Annotated in this window: 12 protein-coding genes and 1 pseudogene; 2 read left to right on the top strand and 11 right to left on the bottom strand. The window is 67.3% G+C overall.

Annotated features, from left to right (window positions below; all coding sequences use genetic code 11):
• Nucleotides 1–221: 221 nt before the first annotated feature.
• Complete coding sequence (locus ACIRQP_RS33760; protein WP_403897102.1) at nucleotides 222–1,748, bottom strand: MFS transporter; 1,527 nt, start codon at nucleotides 1,746–1,748, stop codon at nucleotides 222–224.
• Nucleotides 1,749–1,851: 103 nt separating this feature from the next.
• On the opposite strand from ACIRQP_RS33760, the pseudogene ACIRQP_RS33755 reads away from it, so the two are divergent.
• Nucleotides 1,852–2,750: pseudogene (locus tag ACIRQP_RS33755) on the top strand (helix-turn-helix transcriptional regulator).
• A gap of 1,082 nt (nucleotides 2,751–3,832) precedes the next feature.
• Here ACIRQP_RS33755 and ACIRQP_RS33750 read toward each other — a convergent pair.
• Both ACIRQP_RS33750 and ACIRQP_RS33745 read right to left on the bottom strand, forming a co-directional pair.
• A complete protein-coding gene (locus tag ACIRQP_RS33750) occupies nucleotides 3,833–4,801 on the bottom strand; it encodes a cupin domain-containing protein (RefSeq protein WP_403897100.1) in 969 nt (322 codons plus the stop codon).
• Nucleotides 4,802–5,056: 255 nt separating this feature from the next.
• Nucleotides 5,057–6,022, bottom strand: a complete 966-nt coding sequence (locus ACIRQP_RS33745; protein WP_403897250.1) for a BTAD domain-containing putative transcriptional regulator — start codon at nucleotides 6,020–6,022, stop codon at nucleotides 5,057–5,059.
• Nucleotides 6,023–6,936: 914 nt separating this feature from the next.
• Here ACIRQP_RS33745 and ACIRQP_RS33740 point away from each other — a divergent pair.
• Nucleotides 6,937–7,890 carry a LuxR C-terminal-related transcriptional regulator gene (locus tag ACIRQP_RS33740; protein ID WP_403897097.1) on the top strand — a complete coding sequence of 318 codons (954 nt, stop codon included), beginning with the start codon at nucleotides 6,937–6,939 and terminating at the stop codon, nucleotides 7,888–7,890.
• A gap of 471 nt (nucleotides 7,891–8,361) precedes the next feature.
• On the opposite strand, the gene ACIRQP_RS33735 is transcribed toward ACIRQP_RS33740, so the two are convergent.
• The 8 genes from ACIRQP_RS33735 to ACIRQP_RS33700 all read right to left on the bottom strand — a co-directional run bounded on the left by ACIRQP_RS33735 (nucleotide 8,362) and on the right by ACIRQP_RS33700 (nucleotide 19,443).
• Nucleotides 8,362–9,693 carry an NAD(P)/FAD-dependent oxidoreductase gene (locus tag ACIRQP_RS33735; RefSeq protein ID WP_403897094.1) on the bottom strand — a complete coding sequence of 444 codons (1,332 nt, stop codon included), beginning with the start codon at nucleotides 9,691–9,693 and terminating at the stop codon, nucleotides 8,362–8,364.
• Between the two features lie 144 nt (nucleotides 9,694–9,837).
• The gene (locus tag ACIRQP_RS33730; protein WP_403897092.1) at nucleotides 9,838–10,821 is read right to left on the bottom strand and encodes an LLM class flavin-dependent oxidoreductase; all 984 of its coding nucleotides are present in this window, start codon (nucleotides 10,819–10,821) and stop codon (nucleotides 9,838–9,840) included.
• 6 nt (nucleotides 10,822–10,827) lie between these two features.
• Nucleotides 10,828–10,995, bottom strand: coding sequence for a hypothetical protein (locus ACIRQP_RS33725; RefSeq protein ID WP_403897089.1), 168 nt, complete (start codon nucleotides 10,993–10,995; stop codon nucleotides 10,828–10,830).
• A 26-nt stretch (nucleotides 10,996–11,021) separates the two neighbouring features.
• Nucleotides 11,022–13,871 carry a type 2 lanthipeptide synthetase LanM gene (gene lanM, locus ACIRQP_RS33720; protein WP_403897087.1) on the bottom strand — a complete coding sequence of 950 codons (2,850 nt, stop codon included), beginning with the start codon at nucleotides 13,869–13,871 and terminating at the stop codon, nucleotides 11,022–11,024.
• Nucleotides 13,868–16,060, bottom strand: coding sequence for a peptidase domain-containing ABC transporter (locus ACIRQP_RS33715; protein WP_403897085.1), 2,193 nt, complete (start codon nucleotides 16,058–16,060; stop codon nucleotides 13,868–13,870). The genes lanM and ACIRQP_RS33715 overlap by 4 nt, the downstream gene beginning before the upstream one ends.
• 2 nt (nucleotides 16,061–16,062) lie before the next feature.
• A complete protein-coding gene (locus ACIRQP_RS33710; RefSeq protein WP_403897082.1) occupies nucleotides 16,063–19,080 on the bottom strand; it encodes a type 2 lanthipeptide synthetase LanM family protein in 3,018 nt (1,005 codons plus the stop codon).
• Nucleotides 19,081–19,190: 110 nt separating this feature from the next.
• Nucleotides 19,191–19,352 (bottom strand): class II lanthipeptide, LchA2/BrtA2 family, encoded by a 162-nt coding sequence (locus ACIRQP_RS33705; RefSeq protein ID WP_403897079.1) that lies wholly within the window; start codon nucleotides 19,350–19,352, stop codon nucleotides 19,191–19,193.
• A 37-nt stretch (nucleotides 19,353–19,389) separates the two neighbouring features.
• Nucleotides 19,390–19,443 (bottom strand): hypothetical protein, encoded by a 54-nt coding sequence (locus ACIRQP_RS33700; protein WP_403897247.1) that lies wholly within the window; start codon nucleotides 19,441–19,443, stop codon nucleotides 19,390–19,392.
• Nucleotides 19,444–19,488 lie beyond the last annotated feature (45 nt).

Raw genomic sequence — 19,488 nt, 5'->3', positions numbered from 1 at the left:
CGGACACGCCGTCCACGCCGGGCGCGCCCCGGTTCGTACTTTTCGGACCGGGCCCGGCTGCGGGGGAACCTGGCTACCCACCGTGAGACGTTCCGGGGCATTCACGTCAACGGTTGGAAGGAGTGGGCGGGTGGGACCGCATGGCTGTACACGCCGCTCCATTCGCCCACGGAGCCGGACCAGTAGCCCCGAGCCCCTCATGAGCGGGGAGTTGGCATGGGTCATCGAACGCTGCTTCCATCGACCGCGTCCTGAGCCAAAGGCTCCGTGCTGGCGTCGCCTGTGCCGAGGAGGGTTCTCGGTATCCGGCGCAGGGCAAATGCACCGAGTGCGCCGTGGAGGATGCCTGCGATGACGGCAGCGGCGTGCAGACCCGTAACGAAGGCGGTCTTCGCGTCTCCGATCACGGCGGGCGCGAGTCCGGGGATCCGGAGTGTCTCGTTGAGGGTGTCGGCGAGGTCAGGTCCCTGGAGCCGGAAGATCAGGGCAGCCAGCGAGCCGAGGAGTGCGATGCCGAGGGCGTTGCCGATCTCGTTGCTGGTCTCGGCGATCGCTGCGGCGGACCCGGCACGTTCTGCGGGAACTGCGGCGACGGCGGTGTCGGCGACAACGCTGAAGGAGATGCCGTAGCCGATGCCGGCGATGACGGTGGACGCTATGTACCAATCGATCCCGCCGGCGACATTGGTGGGCAACAGCAGGAGAAGACCTGCGGCGATGAAGAAGTGGCAGGTGATGAGCGCTGCGCGTGTGCCGATACGTGCGACCAGTGCCGGTGTGACGATGCAGGTGACGGTGAGCACAGCGGCGCCGGGGAGCGCGACCAGAGCCGCGTCCAGGACGGACAGCCCAAGAACGGACTGGAGGTAGATGCCGCCGAGGTAGGCCACTGCCGACCATGCTGCCAGCGGCAGAAGCCCGGTGATGGCCGCGATCGTGAACACCCGGTCGCGGAAGAGACGGAAGTCGATCAGCGGGAACTCAAGGCGAAGTTGCCGCCGGGTGAACCAACCCAGGGTGACGATGCCGACGATCCCCGTGCCCACCGCGGTCGCGGTCGGCCCCTCCACGGCAGCATGCTTGATCGCGTAGACGGTCAGCAGGATGCCCGCAGCGGAGAGCGGAACGCTCAAGACATCGATGCGGCCGCTTCGGGTGGCGCGCACCTCACGGAGCAGGATCGGGGCAAGAACCAGGAACAGCAGGACGACAGGGAGATTGATCAGGAAGACCGATCCCCACCAGAACCAGCTCAGCAGTTGTCCGCCGATGACCGGGCCGATTGCGAACCCGGCAGCGAAGGTAGCTGCGAAGATCCCGATCGCCTGCGCTCGCCGACGTGGGTCGGTGAACAGTTCGCTGAGTACCGCCAGCGCCGACGGCAGCAGAGTGGCACCTGCCACGCCCATCAGCGCCCGGAAGGCGATCAGCAGTTCCGGCCCGGTTGCGAACGCCGCTCCCACCGAGCCGACGCCGAACGCCGCCGCGCCTGTCATCAGCAACTTCAGCCGACCGTACCGGTCGCCGATGTTCCCGAACGCGATGAGCAACGACCCGACGGCGAATCCGTAGACGTCCAGGATCCACAACGCCTGATCGGCAGTCGGAGACAGTTCCTCGGCGACCTTGGGCATGGCCAGGAACAGGACCGAACCATCCATCGCGACCAGCAGTACAGGCCCGAGTACCACCAACAGACCGAGCCACTCCCGCAGACCGGGTGAGTGAGAAACACGCTGATCATTCATGCTGCTGACGGTGCGGCGCCGGCCGCTCGGCAACCAGACCCGTGTCATGGGTACACCTCCCAGGGACACCCAGACAGGGACCGTCGCGCCTACGCTCGCAGTCATGGAGCTGGAGAACCTCGGGGCATATCTCAAGAGCCGCCGCGGCCGGGTCACGCCCGCCGACGTCGGACTGCACACCTACGGCACCGCTCGCCGAGTATCGGGCCTGCGTCGTGAGGAGCTCGCGCAGCTCGCCGGCGTGAGCGCCGGCTACTACACACGGCTGGAACAAGGTCAGGCCGGTACAGCCTCCCAACAGGTCCTCGACGCGCTCGCCAACGCGCTCCAGCTCGATCCGGCCGAGACAGCCCACCTACACAACCTCGCCCGTCAGCCCACCACATCACGCCTGGTCCGTCCCCGCCATGAAAGACCGCACCCACGAGTACTGGCGCTCCTTGCGTCCGTGGGTGGAACCACGCCGGCCGTCGTACTTGGTCGCCGCGGCGACGTGCTGGCCTGGAACCGCACTGGAAATGCCCTCGTTGCAGAACACGTCGCCTTCGACGCGCCCCACGATCTCGCGCGACGGCCGTCCATCCCCGGATGTTCTTCCTCGACTCTCTCACCCGCGACCTGCACCGAAACTGGGATGAACTGGCTCGAACCCATGTCGCTTACCTGCGGCTCACCGCGGGCAGGTACCCCACCGACGCCCGATTGGCTGAACTGATCGGTGAACTCGCCACGCAGAGCCGCGACTTCGCCACGCTATGGGCCAAAGGCGACGTCGCGGATTGCACCGTGGGCACTATGGGCCTGCAACACCCGACCGTCGGAGGGGTCGACGTCGACTACCAGGTGTGGCTCCAGCCCGACAGCCCGGACCACCGGCTTGAGGTCTATACACCCAACGACAGCGCCTCGACCGACGCGCTACGACTGTTGTACAACCAAGTTTCCGATCAACAGGAACCTGAGGTCGCCCTCTCCGAGGCACCCCGACATCTGGACGGCTGACTGCCGCTTATCACCCTCATGGAAGCGGTGGGTCTACACACCAGCAGGGCGTCGCGAACGTCCTGTCCCGCAACAACTGTAGCCGGGGTAAGAGCTTCGCAACAACGTCCGTGCCCGTCCGTCGAGTCGGCAACTTCTCGACCAGAATGCCCATGCCGCTGAAACCGCTGGGTCATCTGACTCGGCGGAGTAACTGGCAAGGCCAGTCGCTGCTCCGCGAACTCCCGCAGCGCATCCTCCTCCTCCTGCATCCTTGTCCATGAGGATGCTGCTTTCTGCCAGCAGTAGATACTTTTGGCGTCTCATCGACCAGCAGCCGGTGTCCGGATCCACCTCGAACGTGGCTTTCATACGGCTGGGAAATTCGCCCCCGGCCTCCTGACTCACGCTTGGGATGTGATCCGGCACGCCGTTGTTGGCGAGATATGTGAGGCAGGACGAGCGAGCGTCGTACAGGCGTACTCGGCGGAGACCAAGGATTTCCATGAGCCGGTATGCGCATCTGCGGAGTTGCTTGATCTTGAAAGGTTCCCCGGTCTCGTGCACCACGACGTACCCGGAGTCCAAGTAATATCGCGCTCTCCGGCCGGGAATTAAGTTCCCTTCTCCACCACATACCGATTGCCCATCATCGTCAGCGCATTGGCAATGGTCATCGTGGCATCCTCCAAGCCGACATCTTCCCATCGAAGTCCGCAGACTTCACCCGGACGCAAACCCATGAGGGAAAGCAGAAGAGGAGCATAGAACCGGTCTTCCCTGACGCCCTGAATGAACGTCTGGACTTCCCTCCCGCTGCTCTCGCACACCTCACATCGGAACGTGCCTGCGCCAGAGCTGCGGCGTCCGCCACGTGTCTCGGAACAACAACCGCCTACGGTGCCAGGGGTTGCTGCCAGCCCGACGGGGACATCGTCTGGTCGGGCGACACGGAGATGTCCTGTCAGGCTCCGCTGACCGAGCGGAGCCTGACCTGGGCTTTCAGGACTGTCCTGGACCAGCTGGACGCCCAAAGACGGTTTCTACGACCTGTGTCATGGAGTACCGAGCGAGGGTCCAGAATCAGGACGGGTGCGCCGGTGTCACAGCCCTGCCGGAGGACCACTCCGCGCGGCGGACGGGGGGCCGACGTCCGGGAGGCCGAGTTGGAACCTCCCGAACTGTGCGCTGTCCTGGACGGCGAAGAACCGCTTCAGCAGGTCCTCCTCCCCGAGCGCCCCGTCCAGCCGCTCCCGCACCTTCCGCAGCACCTCCCGCGGGCCTTCCGGGTCACCGAAGCGCAACAGCTCGGCGCACATGGTCTCGTCCTCGCGGAGTTGGTCCAGCAGCCAGCGGGCCAGGTCCAGGCCGGTGGTGCAGGGGATCGAACCGGTGATGTGGAGGGAGGGGCCCTCCTCGGTCACCGGATCGTGCCAGTAGCCCCGTGGCAGGAAGAGCACGTCGCCGGGGGAGAGCACCAGGTCGTCGACGACCTCGGTGGGCGGCGTACCCATCGCCGAGTCCCTCGGGTGCATGGAGAATTCGTTGCGCCCGAAGATGCGCCACCGCTTACTGCCGTGGAGCTGGATGGCGAACACGTCGTGGTTGTCCCAGTGGGCGTTGAAACCGCCGGTGGGCGCCCAGGAGGCGTAGAGGTTGAACTCGAAGTCGCTGAGCAGCCTGCGCTCGAAGGCTTCGGAGAGCTGCGACAGACCGGGGTGGATCTCGTCCACGTACCGCATCGCGAGCGTGTGGCCCGCGTGCAACGCCGCTCGCAGCTTTGCCGGATCGACGCGGATTCGCCGGCGTCCGCGTCGGGCGACGCGCGCCTCCATGTAGGAGGCCTCGGGAAGCTGTTTGCCGTCCCGCGACAACCGCATCTGCGGTGATCTGACTTGATGTGTCTCCAGAATCTCGTTCAGGTCGTCCCAGCCGAAGAGGCTCCTGATCTTCTCCGCGGCCCCGGGGAACACGCGGTGTTCGCGGTGGTAGACCTTCGACAGGAAGTCGTCGGCCATCAGCGTGGAGACGAATTCGTCTATTGCATCCGAGAGGTCTCTCGGGTATTCCATGGCTCCTCCGTGATTCACCATCGGCGCACGACCGGCCGGTTGCGGTATCTACTGTTGCGGGAAATGGGACCGGCGCCGTGCGCCACCATGTTCGAAAACTTCGAAAAGACCGCAGCGGCAGCATCCCACCCGTCGGCCTGGCCCTCGGCTCTCCATTCGGCACCTCGGGACAATGGAAGTCCCTGTGCAGAAAAGCGCTTCTATGCGGTGGAGTACTTTTGGGCCGAAGTCACAGCGAGAACATAGGCCGAGCGTTTACAGGGGCGTCAACCCCCTTTTCCGTCGTGGGAAGTCGGCGGACGAAATACCGGGCGGGCCGATCACAGTCGGGAATTTCACCCTGTCGACTCCCGGCAAAGAAGCCTGGGCTGGCATCGACGGAAGTGCCCGGCCTTCCTCGCGTCCCGGGCCCACTCCGCGCCCCGTGGTCTGAGCCCGGCACGAGGCGGCGCCTGCGACCAGGCGCAGGGCCTCGTCGCCGTCCCAGGTGAGCGCCGCCCCCCTCATGGCCTCGACGTTCGGAGGCACGTCGAGGCCCAGGTCCTCGACAAGGACCGTCCTGCAGCGCCTGAGGACGCTCAAGGCCCCTGCCGAGTCGCCCTGGACGCAGTACACGGCCGCCAGGAGCTCCCACAGACGTTGCCGGTACGGCGCTTCCGCGATGATCGTCTCGATGCGGTAGGACAGCATTTCGGTCCGGCCCGCGATGAGCAACGCGGTGAAGAGGTCCTCGTACGTGTCGAGGCGCCCGTTGCGAAGTCCCGTCGCGTGTGCGTCGAACCAGCGCGTCATCGGCAGATCCTGCCCGAACGGACCGCGCCAGAGGGCCAGTGCATCCTCGAGGACGGCAGTGGCCCTCTCGACCTCGCCCCGTGCCAGGTAGTTGCGGCCCTGCCTGGAAGACTGGACGAACGTGGGCAGGTCCACCTCTCCCGGCCCGACCTCGATCCTGTAGCCACTCTGGGTGCCGCGGCATGTCTTGATCCTGTGGCTCAGCCCCGGCAGGGCCTGGTCGAGATCGCGCCGCAGTCCGGTGAAGTGACTGCGAATGTTCGCCCTGGCCGACAAGGGCGGATCGTCCCACAGCATTTCGGCCAGTTCCGTCATTCCGACGGGGTGACCGGACCGCAGGAGCAGGGCCGTGAGAATCGCCCGCCGCGTGGGGGAACGAACCTCGACCTCTTCCTCAACTCGGAGGTGTCCCAGAATTCTGAACAGCATCGCGCCACCTACCCGTTTCATAGGAGCGGACAGCACGCGGCTGTGGACAACGCCCTCCTCTCGGGAAGAAATGTCAATAAAACGGAGCAGCGTCTCATGAACGAGGCCATAATTGTCCCCCACAATTCCTCGATGTGATGATCTGTTCAGTTTGCCCGTGGCGTGACCTGCGGAGAGCCGGGCCGTCCGGGCCCCGGTGGCCTGGCCGGCCATGATGCGGACCGGCACGGGCAGGCGCGGCGTGCGCCGGTGTTCACGTCGTCGCCCGCGATCACCGGCGGTGCGAGGCGCACGGCCAAGGCCGGCGGCCGGCGACCCGACCGGTCACGGGGAGCTCGGAGTGAAGGTCACGGTGAGCGCGCCTGCCAGGAACATGGCTCGACTCCAATTCGTGTGTCTCCAACGGTCATTGGGAGGGCATCGAGCCGGTGGTGCCCCCTTCGCTCCGGCCGCTTCGCCTTCCTCCGGCGGCACCGGCGACCGAGGAGAGGAAATCATTCTGGTATCCCGCCTGTCCGCATCCAGGATCTGTCAGCAAATTGCCAGGCAGCCTGCTGCCACCTTGAGCCAGGACATGACAGGACGAACCGGTACCGCTCGCGACGGCTGCCGGGCGGCGGAAGTACCTTTCGGCCAACTCCCGCTGCCGGGCGGCGGAAGTACCTTTCGGCCAACTCCCGTTGTCCTTCCGGACCGCAAGGCACGGAAGTGACGGGGCGTCCGGGAGCCACGCCGGACGACATCAGTCGCTATCATGACGATCATGCAGACTGTTGACAGGAAAACCACCAGGAACGCACCAGCTGGTGTCCCCGGTCCAGGGCGCGTGGTCTACGCGCATTAGCGCCCAGGGCGACTCAAAGGGGGAAAAACACTTGGCGGATATATTAACTCTTGACCAGGAGACACTCCGGGTGTACCGCGCGTTCTTGTTCCACAACGAACAGGACGCGCACGAGCTGGCCCAACTGAGCAGCAGCGACGACGGCAGCGTCAAGGCGGCCATCGCACGGCTCACCGACCTGTCGCTGCTCGCTCCCTCCAAGGACTCGCCCGGAGGGCTGAGAGCCGTGGACCCGTTGCGCGGGGTGAGAGTCCTGCTCCAGCGGGAGCAGCAGGAGCTCGCATGGCGAGAACACCGCATCAAGCACAACACGACGGTGCTCAACGCCGTAGCCGCGGAATACGCCGCTGCCGGGCAATCGGCCCATGGTGACGGCATCGAGCGACTGCACCACATCGACGACATCCGTACACGCATCGAGGCCCTGGCAGAGTCCTGCCAGCAGGAAAGCCTGGCCTTCCACCCCGCGGGGAGATTGACCGAGGAGTCGGTGGAGGCCGCCAGGCAGCTGAACGAGCGCGCCTTCGGCCGCGGCGTGCGTTTTCGTTCGATCTACATCGACAGCATCATGCGCGATCGCGTCACCAGGTCGCACGCCCAGTGGATGGTCGAGCACAACTGCGAGGTCCGTACCACCCCTTCCCTGCCGATGCGGCTGCTGATCGTGGACACGACGGCCGCTGTGGTCAGTGGGCTGCCCGGGCAGGGCTCGGGCTCGACACTGCTCTTCAGCAGCAGGCCGGTGGTCCTGGCCATGCGGGCCCTGTTCGAGGCGTACTGGGACCATGCGAACTGGTTTCGCCAGGGAGCCACTTCCCTCGAGAGGATGCCCGACGAGATCACACCCCAGGAACGCAAGCTGCTCGAGTTGCTGGCCGAAGGGCTCACCGACAGCGCGGTGGCACGGACACTGGGAATCAGCGTGCGCACGGAGCGACGGAAACTAGCCGCGCTGATGGAGCGGCTCGGCGTCTCCAGCCGTTTCGCGGCAGGCGTGCAGGCGACTCGCAGGCACTGGATCTGACGCACCGGACGGATGTCCTCCCACACGGTGCCGGCGGCCGGGGAGCCGCTCGCCCGGTGATGCCCGCCGCTGTCCGACGAACCGGACCACGGGAACGCAGGTACGGGTCGGTCGGCCATGTGCGATCCGCATGACCGGTCGACCCATGCCTGCGTCCCTCTTTGCGCCGGACGCACAGGGGGCGCTGTCGCCCGGTGTCAGTCCCCCAGGACGGGCGAGGGCGCACCCGGCGGACTCGGCCAGGTGAAGTCCGACGCGACCGGTTCCGCCGGAGGACCGGCACTCTCTTCGGCCTGTGCGGTCACGGCACACAGGAACATGGCCGCCGTCACGAGGGGAGCCACGATGGCGGGCCGACAGACTTCTTCAGACAAAGCTGGATCCTCTCATCGGACGGGAAGCGGGGTGCCGAGCGTGGGCGGCGCGGCACCCCGGGGTGTCAGGGCTCCGGGCACGCCTCCTGGGACGCGTTCACCTCCTGAGCAGGGGACCGCTCACGTCACCTTCGCCGGCTTCCTGGCTCGTGATGGTCTGCTCGTCCCATTCCTGCATGACGCCCTCGACATCCTCGACACTCATCGGGTCGAAGTCCACGACATCCGCGACGGCGTTCACGCCTGAGATCATCGAGACGAACCCGACACGCGAACTCTGCGTGACCATGTTCCCGATCTCCCGCGCCCGCTCCTCGTACTCCTCGCGCAGCCGGGTCGGGTCCATGAAGAAGCGCACGTAAGCCAGGATGTCCTTGAACAACTGGCGGTAGAGGGAGTCGAACCGCTCCAGAGCCTGCTCTTCCTGCTCCTCGTCCCCCAACGCGGCGTCGAGCGCCCGGGCGGCCAGCCAGGCCCCGGAGGTGCCCAGCCACACGCCGGAGGAGAACAGGGGGTCGATGAACGCGGCGGCGTCTCCCACCGCGACCCAGCCCGGGCCGTGGAACGTGTCGCACACATGGGACCAGTCGCGCGTGGTGCTCAGTTCACCGAGGGCCTCCACGTCGACCATCGTCTTCGCGACGTGACTGCCCCTCAGGCAGTCGAGGAAGACATCCCGCTGAGTACGGCCGCCACGGGTCTGTTCGGAGAGCTTCTCGGCGGACAGCACGTAACCCATGCTCAGCTTGGTGTCCGAGAGCGGAATGCCCCATACCCAGCCGCCGCCCTGGATGGCCTCGACAAGGATGTCGTCCTCGTACTCGATGGGCGTGTAGGAGTCGAAGTAGGTCCACACCGCGACGTTGCGCAAGTCCTCCTGCCACTCGGTCCGGGTCAGCTGACGGGTCAGCAGGCGGCCTTGGCCGGAGGCGTCCACCACGAAGCGGGCGGTGGCCCGATGGGTCTCACCGTCCTGCGTGTACGCCACCCCGGTCACTCTGCCGGTCTCGTCCCGAAGGATCTCCGTGACCTGGGCGGCCTCGTGAACCATGGCGCCGAGCTTCCGGGCGTTGTCGAGCATCAGCTCGTCGAACTCGCTCCGCGTGACGTGCCAGGCGTGGGTGAAGTGGCTGCCGGTCGAGGAGAAGGCCGCGGAGAAGTCGCTGCGCCAGGGCTCGGGGTCCCTGCCCCACCGCAGGCTGATCCCGCTCTTGTGCCGGAAGCGCGCGTCCAGCTCCTCTACGAGGCCCAGTTCCTCCATGAGCGGAGCCATGCCGGACACCATGGACTCCCCGATGTGGTAACGGGGGAAGGTCTCCCGTTCCAGGATGAGTACCGTGTGGCCGGCCTTGGCGAGCAGGCTTCCGACCGTGGAGCCGGCCGGGCCCCCTCCCACGACGACGACATCGACGTTCTCGGTGCGGGACATGCGCTTTCGCCCTCTCTGCTGACGGACAATTGTGTGATCAGAGCATGGAAAAGGTGACGCGTGCTCGGTCGCGCGTCCCAGCCGGGTGGACCGGCTCCTGCGGGCCACGCCGGGCGAGCGGGGTGCCGCCCGGCCGGCCACGCGTCAGGTCAGTCCGACATCGGCTGCCGACACACCCGTCGCGCTGCCGAGAATCTGCAGGAGGTCCTGGGCAGCAGCTTTCGGTCCGTGCGTCTGCGCGACACCGATCGTGTTGAGGACGATCTCGTCCACCCCGGCAGCGGCGAACTCGGCGAGCCGGTCGTGGATCTGTTCCACGGTGCCGTACAGGAAGGCGCCCGCGTCCACGACCCGCGCGGCATCCTGCGCGTCGCCCTGGTCGGACACGGTGATTCCGGCCTTCCGCAGTGCGTCCTGGTAGTGGGGTGCCTTCAGATGGTTTCCGCAGGTCGCTTCGACCAGGGCGGTGACGTCACGGCCCTTGCGCGCGACCGCCAGCGGCACGATGGCCGTGGTTCGCACGGGCTCCTCGAGCTTGCGGTCGGCGCCGTGCATCGCCGGGATCAGCGTCTCGGCGAGGTAACCGGCCGGCAGAAGCCAGGTGATGGCCCGGTCGGCCACCTCGCCCGCGAGGGCCGCCATCTTCGGGCGCAGCACCCCGAGGCCCACCTCCACCGGTGGCGCCGGACGCTTCAGCAGCCGGGCGGCCACCGAGAAGTACTCACCCTCGACCATGGCGTCGTCACCCGACACCAGGGCGCGCACGATCGTCGCGTACTCCCGGGAGGCCCGCAGTGGACTGGCGTACGGCTGCCCCAGGAGAGCGCTCTGGAAGGAAACGGGCCCCGGCCCGAACCCGGCCACCACGGAGTGCCCGGTGGCGAGTGCGACCGAGCGCGCCTCGAAGGCCGCCTGGTAGGGCGACCGCAACGGCATCAGGGAGACCCCGAACCCCGTCGGGACGCGCACCCCGATTCCGGCGAGCCAGGTGGCCAGGTGGTGGGAGTCGAGGACCAGCGACTGCCCCTGCCACAGGCGCTCGGCGACGGTCCACTGCACGAGGTTCGCGAACAGCACCGCCTGCTCGGGACGGGCCGGTACCACCGGCAGCAATATCGAGTACTTCATCGTGCGCTACCGCTTCCGTCGACGTACCGACACGATCAGGGAGATGACGGCGCCGGCTACCAGACCCAGCACGGCACCGCCCCAGTTGTCCTGGCTGAAGGCCACGGCCGCGACAACAGCCCCGATGAAAAGGGGAAACGCAGGCGCCATACTGTTCTGCTTGTTCTGGTTCACAACTGGTTCTTCCTTGTCTCTGGTGGTCAGCGCAGGACTTCCGTCACGGCGCTCTCGCCGCGCGGTCGCGGCAACGACGCCTCCGGCATGCCGGAGGCGGTCAGCGCGACCGGCACGAAGGCCGGGGCATGGCCGTCGAGTGCCCTGTTCAGCATGAGGTCGGTATGGCCGATGCCCGACCAGCCGAACATGTAGCCCAGCAGCGAGGTTCTCCCCGGACAACCCGTGTGGAACCCCTGCTCGCCCCGGGCTGCCTGCGCCACGCGGCCCCGGTAGTCGGCCGCTCGCTCGAGCAGGGACGGGTCCTCCAGCAGGCTGCTCGCCGCAATCAGCGACTGAATCACGCCGCTGGAGCCGTGGCACACCGACAGGTCCACCGGGTTCTGCTCCCGCAGCGACGTGGCCCGGTCCGCCAGTTCCGCGAGGCGGCCGTCGGTGAGTGTCCGCGGCCGGCCCGCCGCCGTCAGGATCTCCGCCGAGACCAGCAGCAACCCAGCGCTGCCGTTGCACCATCCCGGTACAGGCGGCAGCTCCCCGTCGGCCAGGCGTTCCGTCAGCCAGTCCGCGGCCGCGTCGGTCAGGGTCGGGTCACCCAGGTACCGGCCGATCCGGGACACGGCCCACCGCATGCCGACGTCGCCGTGGGCCACGTCGAACCACGCGCGGTCCAGCGTCGTCCCGGCCTGTGCGAGCACCAGGTCGCACAGACGCGTCAGCTGAGCCTCATCCATCAGGGGATCTTGGCCCGCTTCGAGACGGGCCAGCACGGCCATGAGGAAACCGGCAGGACCATTGACCAGGTCCGTCTCCAGGGTGCCGGCCTCGATCCGCTCCGGAACTCGCTCCAGCAGCCGGGCCACCCAGGCACGGTCCTGTCGGCGAGGCCGGGTGAGCAACAGCGAGGCCGCCCCGGTGAACACGCTCTCCGGGGCCCGCAGCAGCGCCTCCCCGTACACCTCGAGAAGTGCGCTCAGGCCGCGGTCGGCACTCAGGTGCAGCTCTCCCAGCTCCGGGTCGTGCTGCGCGGCGTCCTGGAGAAAGGTGACGATTCCTCCGTTGTCGTGGAACGACAGGAAGTTTCCCGGGACGATGGTGGGGACCCCGCGGTCGGGCCCCACCCCGCCGATCCAGCCGCACTGCGCACCGTGCTCGTCCTGGTGGGTCACCCGCACGCCCTGAAGCGTGCGGGCCACGAGGGGCCACCATGCCTCGTCCGCGGCGGTGTGGAGGACCGGGGCGAAGACGCTCTGAGAGGACATGACGTCCGGCGCCCCCTCGGCGATTTCGCCGAAGCACTCCTCCAGTACGAACCGGTGGTAGGCGTCGCTCTGCCCGGCGTGGAGCGCGAGGCCCGCCCGGGCGAAGTCCGCCGGTGAGGACGGGTGGGCCCTCTCCTGCCGGGAGGTGTTCGTGGCCAGCTCGGTGGAGCCGGCCCGTGCCGTGAAGTAGGGCACGTTCCCGGTGGCCAGCGCGGTGCGCTCGGCCTCGCCCGCGAACGCGCGGGCCTCGGGCGTCAGATGCCGGGGAAACTCCCTCAGCAGCCCCAGGAGGCGCTCGGTCTCACCGGTGTCGCGCAGGTACCGCGGTTGTGTGGCCGCGTCGAGGAAGCGGCCGTACACCATCGTCGAGCGGATCAGGCAGCGTACGGGCAGGTCGGCGTACCGGTCGAGGATGCCCTCGATCACCTCGCGCTGCCGGACGGCTCCCAGGGCGTCGGTGTATCCGGCGACGATCTCGCGGTAGTACCGCACGGCCGGCAGTTTCTCCTCGCCGAGCCGCGGCACGTTCTCCTTGTGCCGGTACACAACGGGTTCCCAGCGCAGGCGGACGGCGTCCGTGCCACCGTCCTGGATCACGGTCTTCTTCAGTTTGCCGGACACCTGCTCGCCGCCGACGCCGACGCCCGCCATGATCACATCGATCGGCGATTCGGGTCTGACGTTCGGAACCAGCATGGTGGACGCCACGGAAACCTCGACGTGGTTGATCAGCCGGTGTTCCAGCGAGTCGTTCCCCGACCCGGCGCCCGGCCGCAGCATCATCTCCGTGTCGATGGCGCACGGGTGCTCCCCGGCGGCCAGCAGGTTCTCGTCGTGGAGATCGGACGCGCCGATGGCGCCGAAGAGCGCGCACAGCGCGCCGAAGCGGTAGAAGTACCGGGCCGGCTGGTCCGGCGCGGTCATGGCGCGGGAGGTGACGAACTGCTGCCATCCGTGGTCACCGACGGTCAGCGATGCCGGCACACATCCGTCGAGGGAGTGGGCGAGATACGGCTCGGCCGCGGCGTACAGGTCCCGGACGAGGTCGTCGGCCGCCAGGGTGCGCGGCTTGAAGATCAGCTTTCCGCCGCCGGCGAGGCGCGCGCCCACGACGCGCCGGTTGTCGTTGTGGGGGTCGCCGCCCGTGGTGATCAGAGAGACGAGCGTGTCGTTCTCGTCCTCCAGCAACCCGCCCGCCACAAGCCGCGGCCGGTCCTGGTGAAAGGCCGTGAACAGCTCGTCGTAGGCGTCGAGGAAGTGGTCCAGGACCACGGTGAGCCGACGGCGCAACACCTCGTAACGAGCCAGGATGTCACGGCAGTTGTTCGGGTCGTCCAGGTGCCGGTGAAACTTCTGAAGCGCCTCGTCGCTCTCCGCGGACATGGGCAGCCCCCGCGCTCCCCGGAATTCGTGGAACTCCCCTATCAGCGCGCGAAGGGAGTGTCCCTCCACGCTGGTGACAAGGTCTTCCCAGACCTGGTCGGTCAGTTCTTCCTCGTGCTCAGGCGTGGACACCCGGGACAGGGGGCCGTGCAGTCGGTCCACGACTGCCTGACGGGGTATGCGGTTCTTGTAGAACGGCAGGAAGTCGATGACTGCCACCTGCGGGTCGGTCACGTGCGTTCTCCCCCCACCAGCGTTTCCTCCCGCTGGTCCTCACCGTACAGATTCGCGTACAAGTCACCCTCGCCGAGAAGTTCTTCGTGGGTTCCGGCTTCCGTGATCGAACCCTTGTCGAGGACGTAGATCCGGTCGGCCGACTTCACGGTAGCCAGGCGGTGCGCTATCACGACCTGAGTGGCCCCGATCTCCGAGATGACCCGCGTGACACGGCGTTCGTTGATGTTGTCGAGTGCCGCCGTGGCCTCGTCCATGACCAGGATCTTCGGATTTCCCAGCAGGGCCCGGGCGATGGCGATCCGCTGGCGTTGACCGCCCGAGAAGTTGGCTCCCATGTCGGAGACCAGGGTGTTGAACCCCATGGGCAGGTCGTTGACGAAGTCGAGAATCCCCAGCCGGTCGCAGAACTCGCGGACGTACTCCTCAGACAGGTCCTTACCCAGTGTCAGGTTCTCCAGAATGGTGCGATTGTGCATATGCACCTCCTGGGGGATGTAGCCGATGGTGCGGCGCAGGGCGGTCTTGTCGTACTCCTCGAGGTCGTGGCCGCCGAACTCGATCGTTCCGCTCGTGGCCCCGTAGAGCCCGCAGATAATGCGGCCGAGGGTGCTCTTTCCCGATCCCGAGGGTCCGACGAGGGCTACGCGTTCTCCCGCACCGATCGTCATCGTGACGTCCCGGACCACCAGGTCGCTGTGCTTGGTGAACCGGAAGCTGACGTTCTTGAGGCTGATGGACGAGGAGGCGAGCTCGGTACGGGTGCCGCCGGGCACCTCCGGCTCCTCTTCTGAGATTTCCGCCAGCCGGGACACGTACCGGGACACCTCGTTGAACGAGGTGTACGTCTGGAACACCGAACTGGCCAGGGAGAAATAGGTCGCGGAGATCGCCTGGACCGATACGGCGGCCCCGAGGGAGATGCCGCCGCGGCTGACCAGGTGGAGGCTGTACAGCAGCAGGAGCAGCGGCCCGAACATCTGCGTCGTGGTCGACAGTCCGGCTATGCGGCCCTGCTGGAGACGCATCCGCGTCTTCATCGCGTCCAGCGAGTTGCTGTACGTCTCGTTCCAGCCGGTCAGGAACTCCTCGGCGTAGCCGCCCATTTTGATCGCCGGGATCGACACGATGGCGTCGAGCTGGGTTCCCTGGCTCTTGGAGAGATACGCGATCTCCGAGTCGACCGCCTCGGTGACCCGGTACCGCGTCTTCATCAGATACAGAGCGTTGAGCAGGAGGAGGCCGACGGCGACCAGGCCCAGGCGCCACTCCGTGACCAGCAGGTACACCGTGACGCAGATCAGTGTGCCCACGTCGAGCACGCCCTGGGCCATCCGGGACGAAATCAGGTCGCGTACCGACGTCACACTGTTGAGCCGGTAGATCAGTTCACCGGGCGGCCGTGTGGTGAAGAACTTGAACGGCAGGTTGAGGAGCCTGGTGAATGTCTGACTCATCAGGTCCTTGCCGAGCACGGCGACCAACGAGGACAGCAGCATGACCCTCGCCAAGTGCAGCACGTAATAGCACAGGGCGGCAGCCAGCACGGCCCCCAAAAGGACGGCCGAATCGCCGAGTCCGTTCCAATGGGCGTACCGGTCGACGGCCCATCGGGTGAGGACGGGAATGCCGAGAACCGTCCCGTACCCGCTGAGCGACAGCAGAGCAACCAGACCTATGCGCTTCTTCGCGTCCGTCGTGAGCAGCAGGAACTTGCGCCACTCGGAGAACGGCCTGGCGCGCTTCTTCTCGAACCCTTCGGCCGGCTCGGCGGCGAGGACGATCTCGGTGAAGCTCTTCTCCAGCTCCTCGCGGCTGATCCGGCGCCGTCCGACCGCGGGGTCCATGACGACGGCCATCCGGCCGTCAAAGCTTTCCAGGACGACGAAGTGGTAGTTCTCCCAGTAGAGGATCACCGGTGAGGTGAAGTTCTCGAGGGCGGTCACGTTCCTGACCCGGTACGGCTTGACACGCATGCCGTGTGATTCCAGGAACTGCGCCAACTGGCTGGCCGACAGGCCGTCCCGTCCCGCTTCCATGACCTCGCGGGCGCTGACGATCTCCTCCGCGCGCCCGTAGTACCGCAGCAGGGCGATGCACGAACACAGACCGCACTCCGTCTGCGCGACCTGGGTCACGGTCGGTACCCGGCGTGCCGTGGAGATCTTCTTCCGGTGGGATGTCGTCATGATCAACGCCCCCCCACTGTGAGGGTGAGCGGGCACAGGCGCAGGTCCGGGTCGACCCGGTTGAGCAGGTGCAGTGCCAGGCCGGCGCTGCCGACCATGAGGCTGTTGGTGTGCGCGTAGCGGCTGTCGGGGTCGGCCATCTTGCGGCGGAACACCTCCGGTCGGAGCCATCGGCGTTCCTGCTCCCGCACCTCGGCGTGCAGCGGGGTGCCGGCCGGGCCGGCTACGTAGCGCAGGGCCGCGTGGTTCCCCAGGTCGCCGTGGCACCAGGTCAGGTTTCGGCCGAAACCGAGACGCAGCGTATTGCTGACCGCCTGGTCCCGCAGGGTCGTGACGTCCTCGCTGCCGGGCACGGTCCCGTAGGTGGACAGGGCTAGTGCGACACTGGTCGAGCCGTGGCACCAGCCTGTCGCGAAGGTTCCTTCCTCCGAGGCCCGGGACGACCAGTTCCGCTCGTCCGGGTCGAAGAACACGTCGAGCCGCTTGACGAGTGCGGTCAGCACCGTCTCGACCAGGGGCCTGTGTTCCGCCGGCAGCAGGGGATGGGCACGGCCGAGGGCGTGGACGACCCCGCTGATGCCATGGGCGAACCCCGACTGGTCCAGGACCGACCGGGCGAAGGCCCCGTCCCCCTGGATCGCCCGGGCGAGAAGGAGCGCCACCTCGGTGACCGTTTCGGGCGCGTCGGGACCCACGATGTCCGTGACGCAGTTCAGCACACCCGCGAGACCACTGATGACGTCCAGCGGGAGCCCGTCGGCCGGCTCGGCGCGGATCTGATCGAGGACCAGGGGTACCGCTTCCCGGGCGGCGCGCGACCAGTCGTCCTCACCTGCCAGGCGGCCTGCCGCCGAGAGGCAGAACAGGACGCCCGCCATGCCGGTGTAGCCGCCGTAACCGGCCTGCTGGAGGCTGCGGGACTCGTAGCGGTGCGAGTGCAGGATGTCGGCGGTCGCCGAGAAGACCTGCCGTGACGCACTCAGGTAACGTTCGTCGTCCAGGACACGTCCGGCGGCGCAGAGGGTGAGAGCGATTCCGGTCCGGCCGGTGTACAGATCGTAGCCGAGCACGCCGGGCGGCCAGGGGCGGTCCGCCTCCGCGGACGCCAGCGGCCCGATCCAGGTCCTGGGCAGGTGCGCGAAGCGGTCGGGCAGGGAGGTCTCGACCAGGCCGTCGCAGAGCTCCCGCGCGAGGGAGACGAGGTCCTGACGCTCACCGGAGCCGGCACTGCCGTCCGCCGCGGGGGCTTCCGCGTGCCGTGCGGGAGACAGGTGGTTGTCCGGGAACTGAGCGGTGAACGCCGACCGGACGAGCCGCAGTTGCTGTACGAGATCGGTCTCGCCGAGGCTGGCTGCCTTGCCGAGGGCGAGTTCCAGCGGGGAGCGGCTGAGCACGGCGCCCACTTCTCGGCCGTCTCCGTCGCAGATCCGGGTGCCGGTGGCGCTGACGGTGAAGTACGGGACGTCACGCTCGGCCATCTGCCGGAGCTCCGACACGATCAGCGGCCGGGCCGAGGTCTTGCTGGCTATGGCGATGCGCTTGAGCAGCGCGAGATAGGTGGCCGGGTCGTCGAGCGCGCTCGGCCCCGTGGTCATGCGCAGGGTCTGGGAGTAGAGCGCTGTGGGGTTGTGGACATAGCGGATCCGCAGGCCGTCGACGATCGTGCGCAGCAGCGTGGTCCAGGTGCCGGGTGCCGCGAGGATCGCACGGTACGTCCGGGTGAAGCCGTCCGCCATCTCCCGGCCCAGGCGGAGGATCTCCTCCTCGGTCCGCTCGCCGACGACGGTCTTGCGTTCCTGCACCGCCTGCGGTTTGAGGGCGAGCCTGATCCGGTCCGTGTATGGCGCATCGAAACTCATCTGCTTGAACGGAGATGTGCCGCGTCCCGGCCCGCCGAGGAATCCGAGGTCCACATGTCCGCCCCGGTTCTCCTTCCTCCCCGCCATCACCAGCGGCAGGATCCCCACCCCGTAGACCGACTGCCCAATCGTGGCGTACGCGTTCCCCTCGGCTTCCGGAACCGGCCCGTCGTGTACCCGCTCCGGATGGAGAAGGGTCTCGAGATCCACCGGGACGGGACCGCGGCGGGTCGGCACGATGTTCTCGAAGTGCATGTCACGCGCGTTCAGCACATAGAGGACCGCGGCCAGTTCACCGCTGTCGCGCATGAAACGCTCGGAGATGTCGGAGACGTCCTCGGCCTCGATGTACTCGACATATCCGTAGCCGTCACGGGCGAGTGCCTCGGCGGTGACGAGACGGGTGCCGAAGGCCGTGTTGAGTTCGTCCGCGAGCCGGACGAAGGCGGCCTCGCAGGACACGTCGCGCGGTTTGTAGACCAGGCGTTCGCCGGACTCGAAGGTGAGGACGCAGACTGCCCGGCCATGATGGTGGGTGTCGCCCTCGGGGGCGCCGAAGGAGACCAGCCGGTCGTCCGGTGCGAGACCGAAGCTGTCACGGAGCACCTCCCGGTCGGCCACCAGCCTTGAGCAGAGTTCGACGACGGCATCGACGGCGCCGGCCAGCACCACCGGCGTGAGATCCCGCAGCACGGGAAAGCTGAGGCCTCCGGCGGCGGCGAACGAACTGCGGATCGCCTCGTCCACGAAGTACAGGTAGCGCTCCTGGGGGCTGTCCCCCTCGAGAAGTCCCTGCTCGCGGGCGTGGTTGACGGCTGCCACCAGCGGACGGGTGTACATCTCGCGGATGCGGATCTCCGCCCTGCCGAGCAGTTCGACCAGTGCGTCGTCGGGGTCGGCGAACAGGCCGGGGAAGGCGGCCAGCGGATCTCCGTCCGCGGCACCCGCCGCGATCGCCCTGATTACGTGCTGGAACGGGTATTCCTCCGGTCGCGTCAGCCAGTCCTTGACGACCCCGGGCCGCGCGAATGCCGCGGCAGGCTTCTGCGGCTCACCGGCGACCACGGCAAGAACGTGGTCGTCGAATGATGCGAGCGGCGTGATCGTTTCACCGATCTCCGTGTCGTCGAACTCCGGATAAAGGTTGATCGCAGATCTCATTGCTGTCCTTCTGCGCGCGATGTGAAGGGGCCCCCAGAAGCGGGGCGGAATGGACCTTTGAAGGTTTCGATCCATTCCACCCCGCCCGCTTACACCGACCTACCGAGCACTCAGCAGGCGTTGGTGCACTTGGTGGTCGGGCAGAAGGCGACGCTGGCCGCCACCGTTATTGCGATGGAGACCGGCGTGGTACCACCGGTGACGTCGGCCTCGCTCAGCTCGATGAGCTCCGCCTCGTCGTACTCCCCGAGGATGTCCTTGTCGTTACGCACAATCGTTCCTTCCCCACCCCTGACAGCAGTCAGTCGGCTAGCAGGCGTTGGTGCACTTGGTGGTCGGGCAGAAGGCGACGCTGGCCGCCACCGTTATTGCGATGGAGACCGGCGTGGTACCACCGGTGACGTCGGC

It is taken from the genome of Streptomyces sp. NPDC102274, assembly GCF_044766385.1.
Classification (GTDB): Bacteria; Actinomycetota; Actinomycetes; order Streptomycetales; family Streptomycetaceae; genus Streptomyces.
The sequence above is the reverse complement of the archived record's forward strand: the minus strand, read 5'-3'. Positions and strand labels throughout refer to the sequence as shown.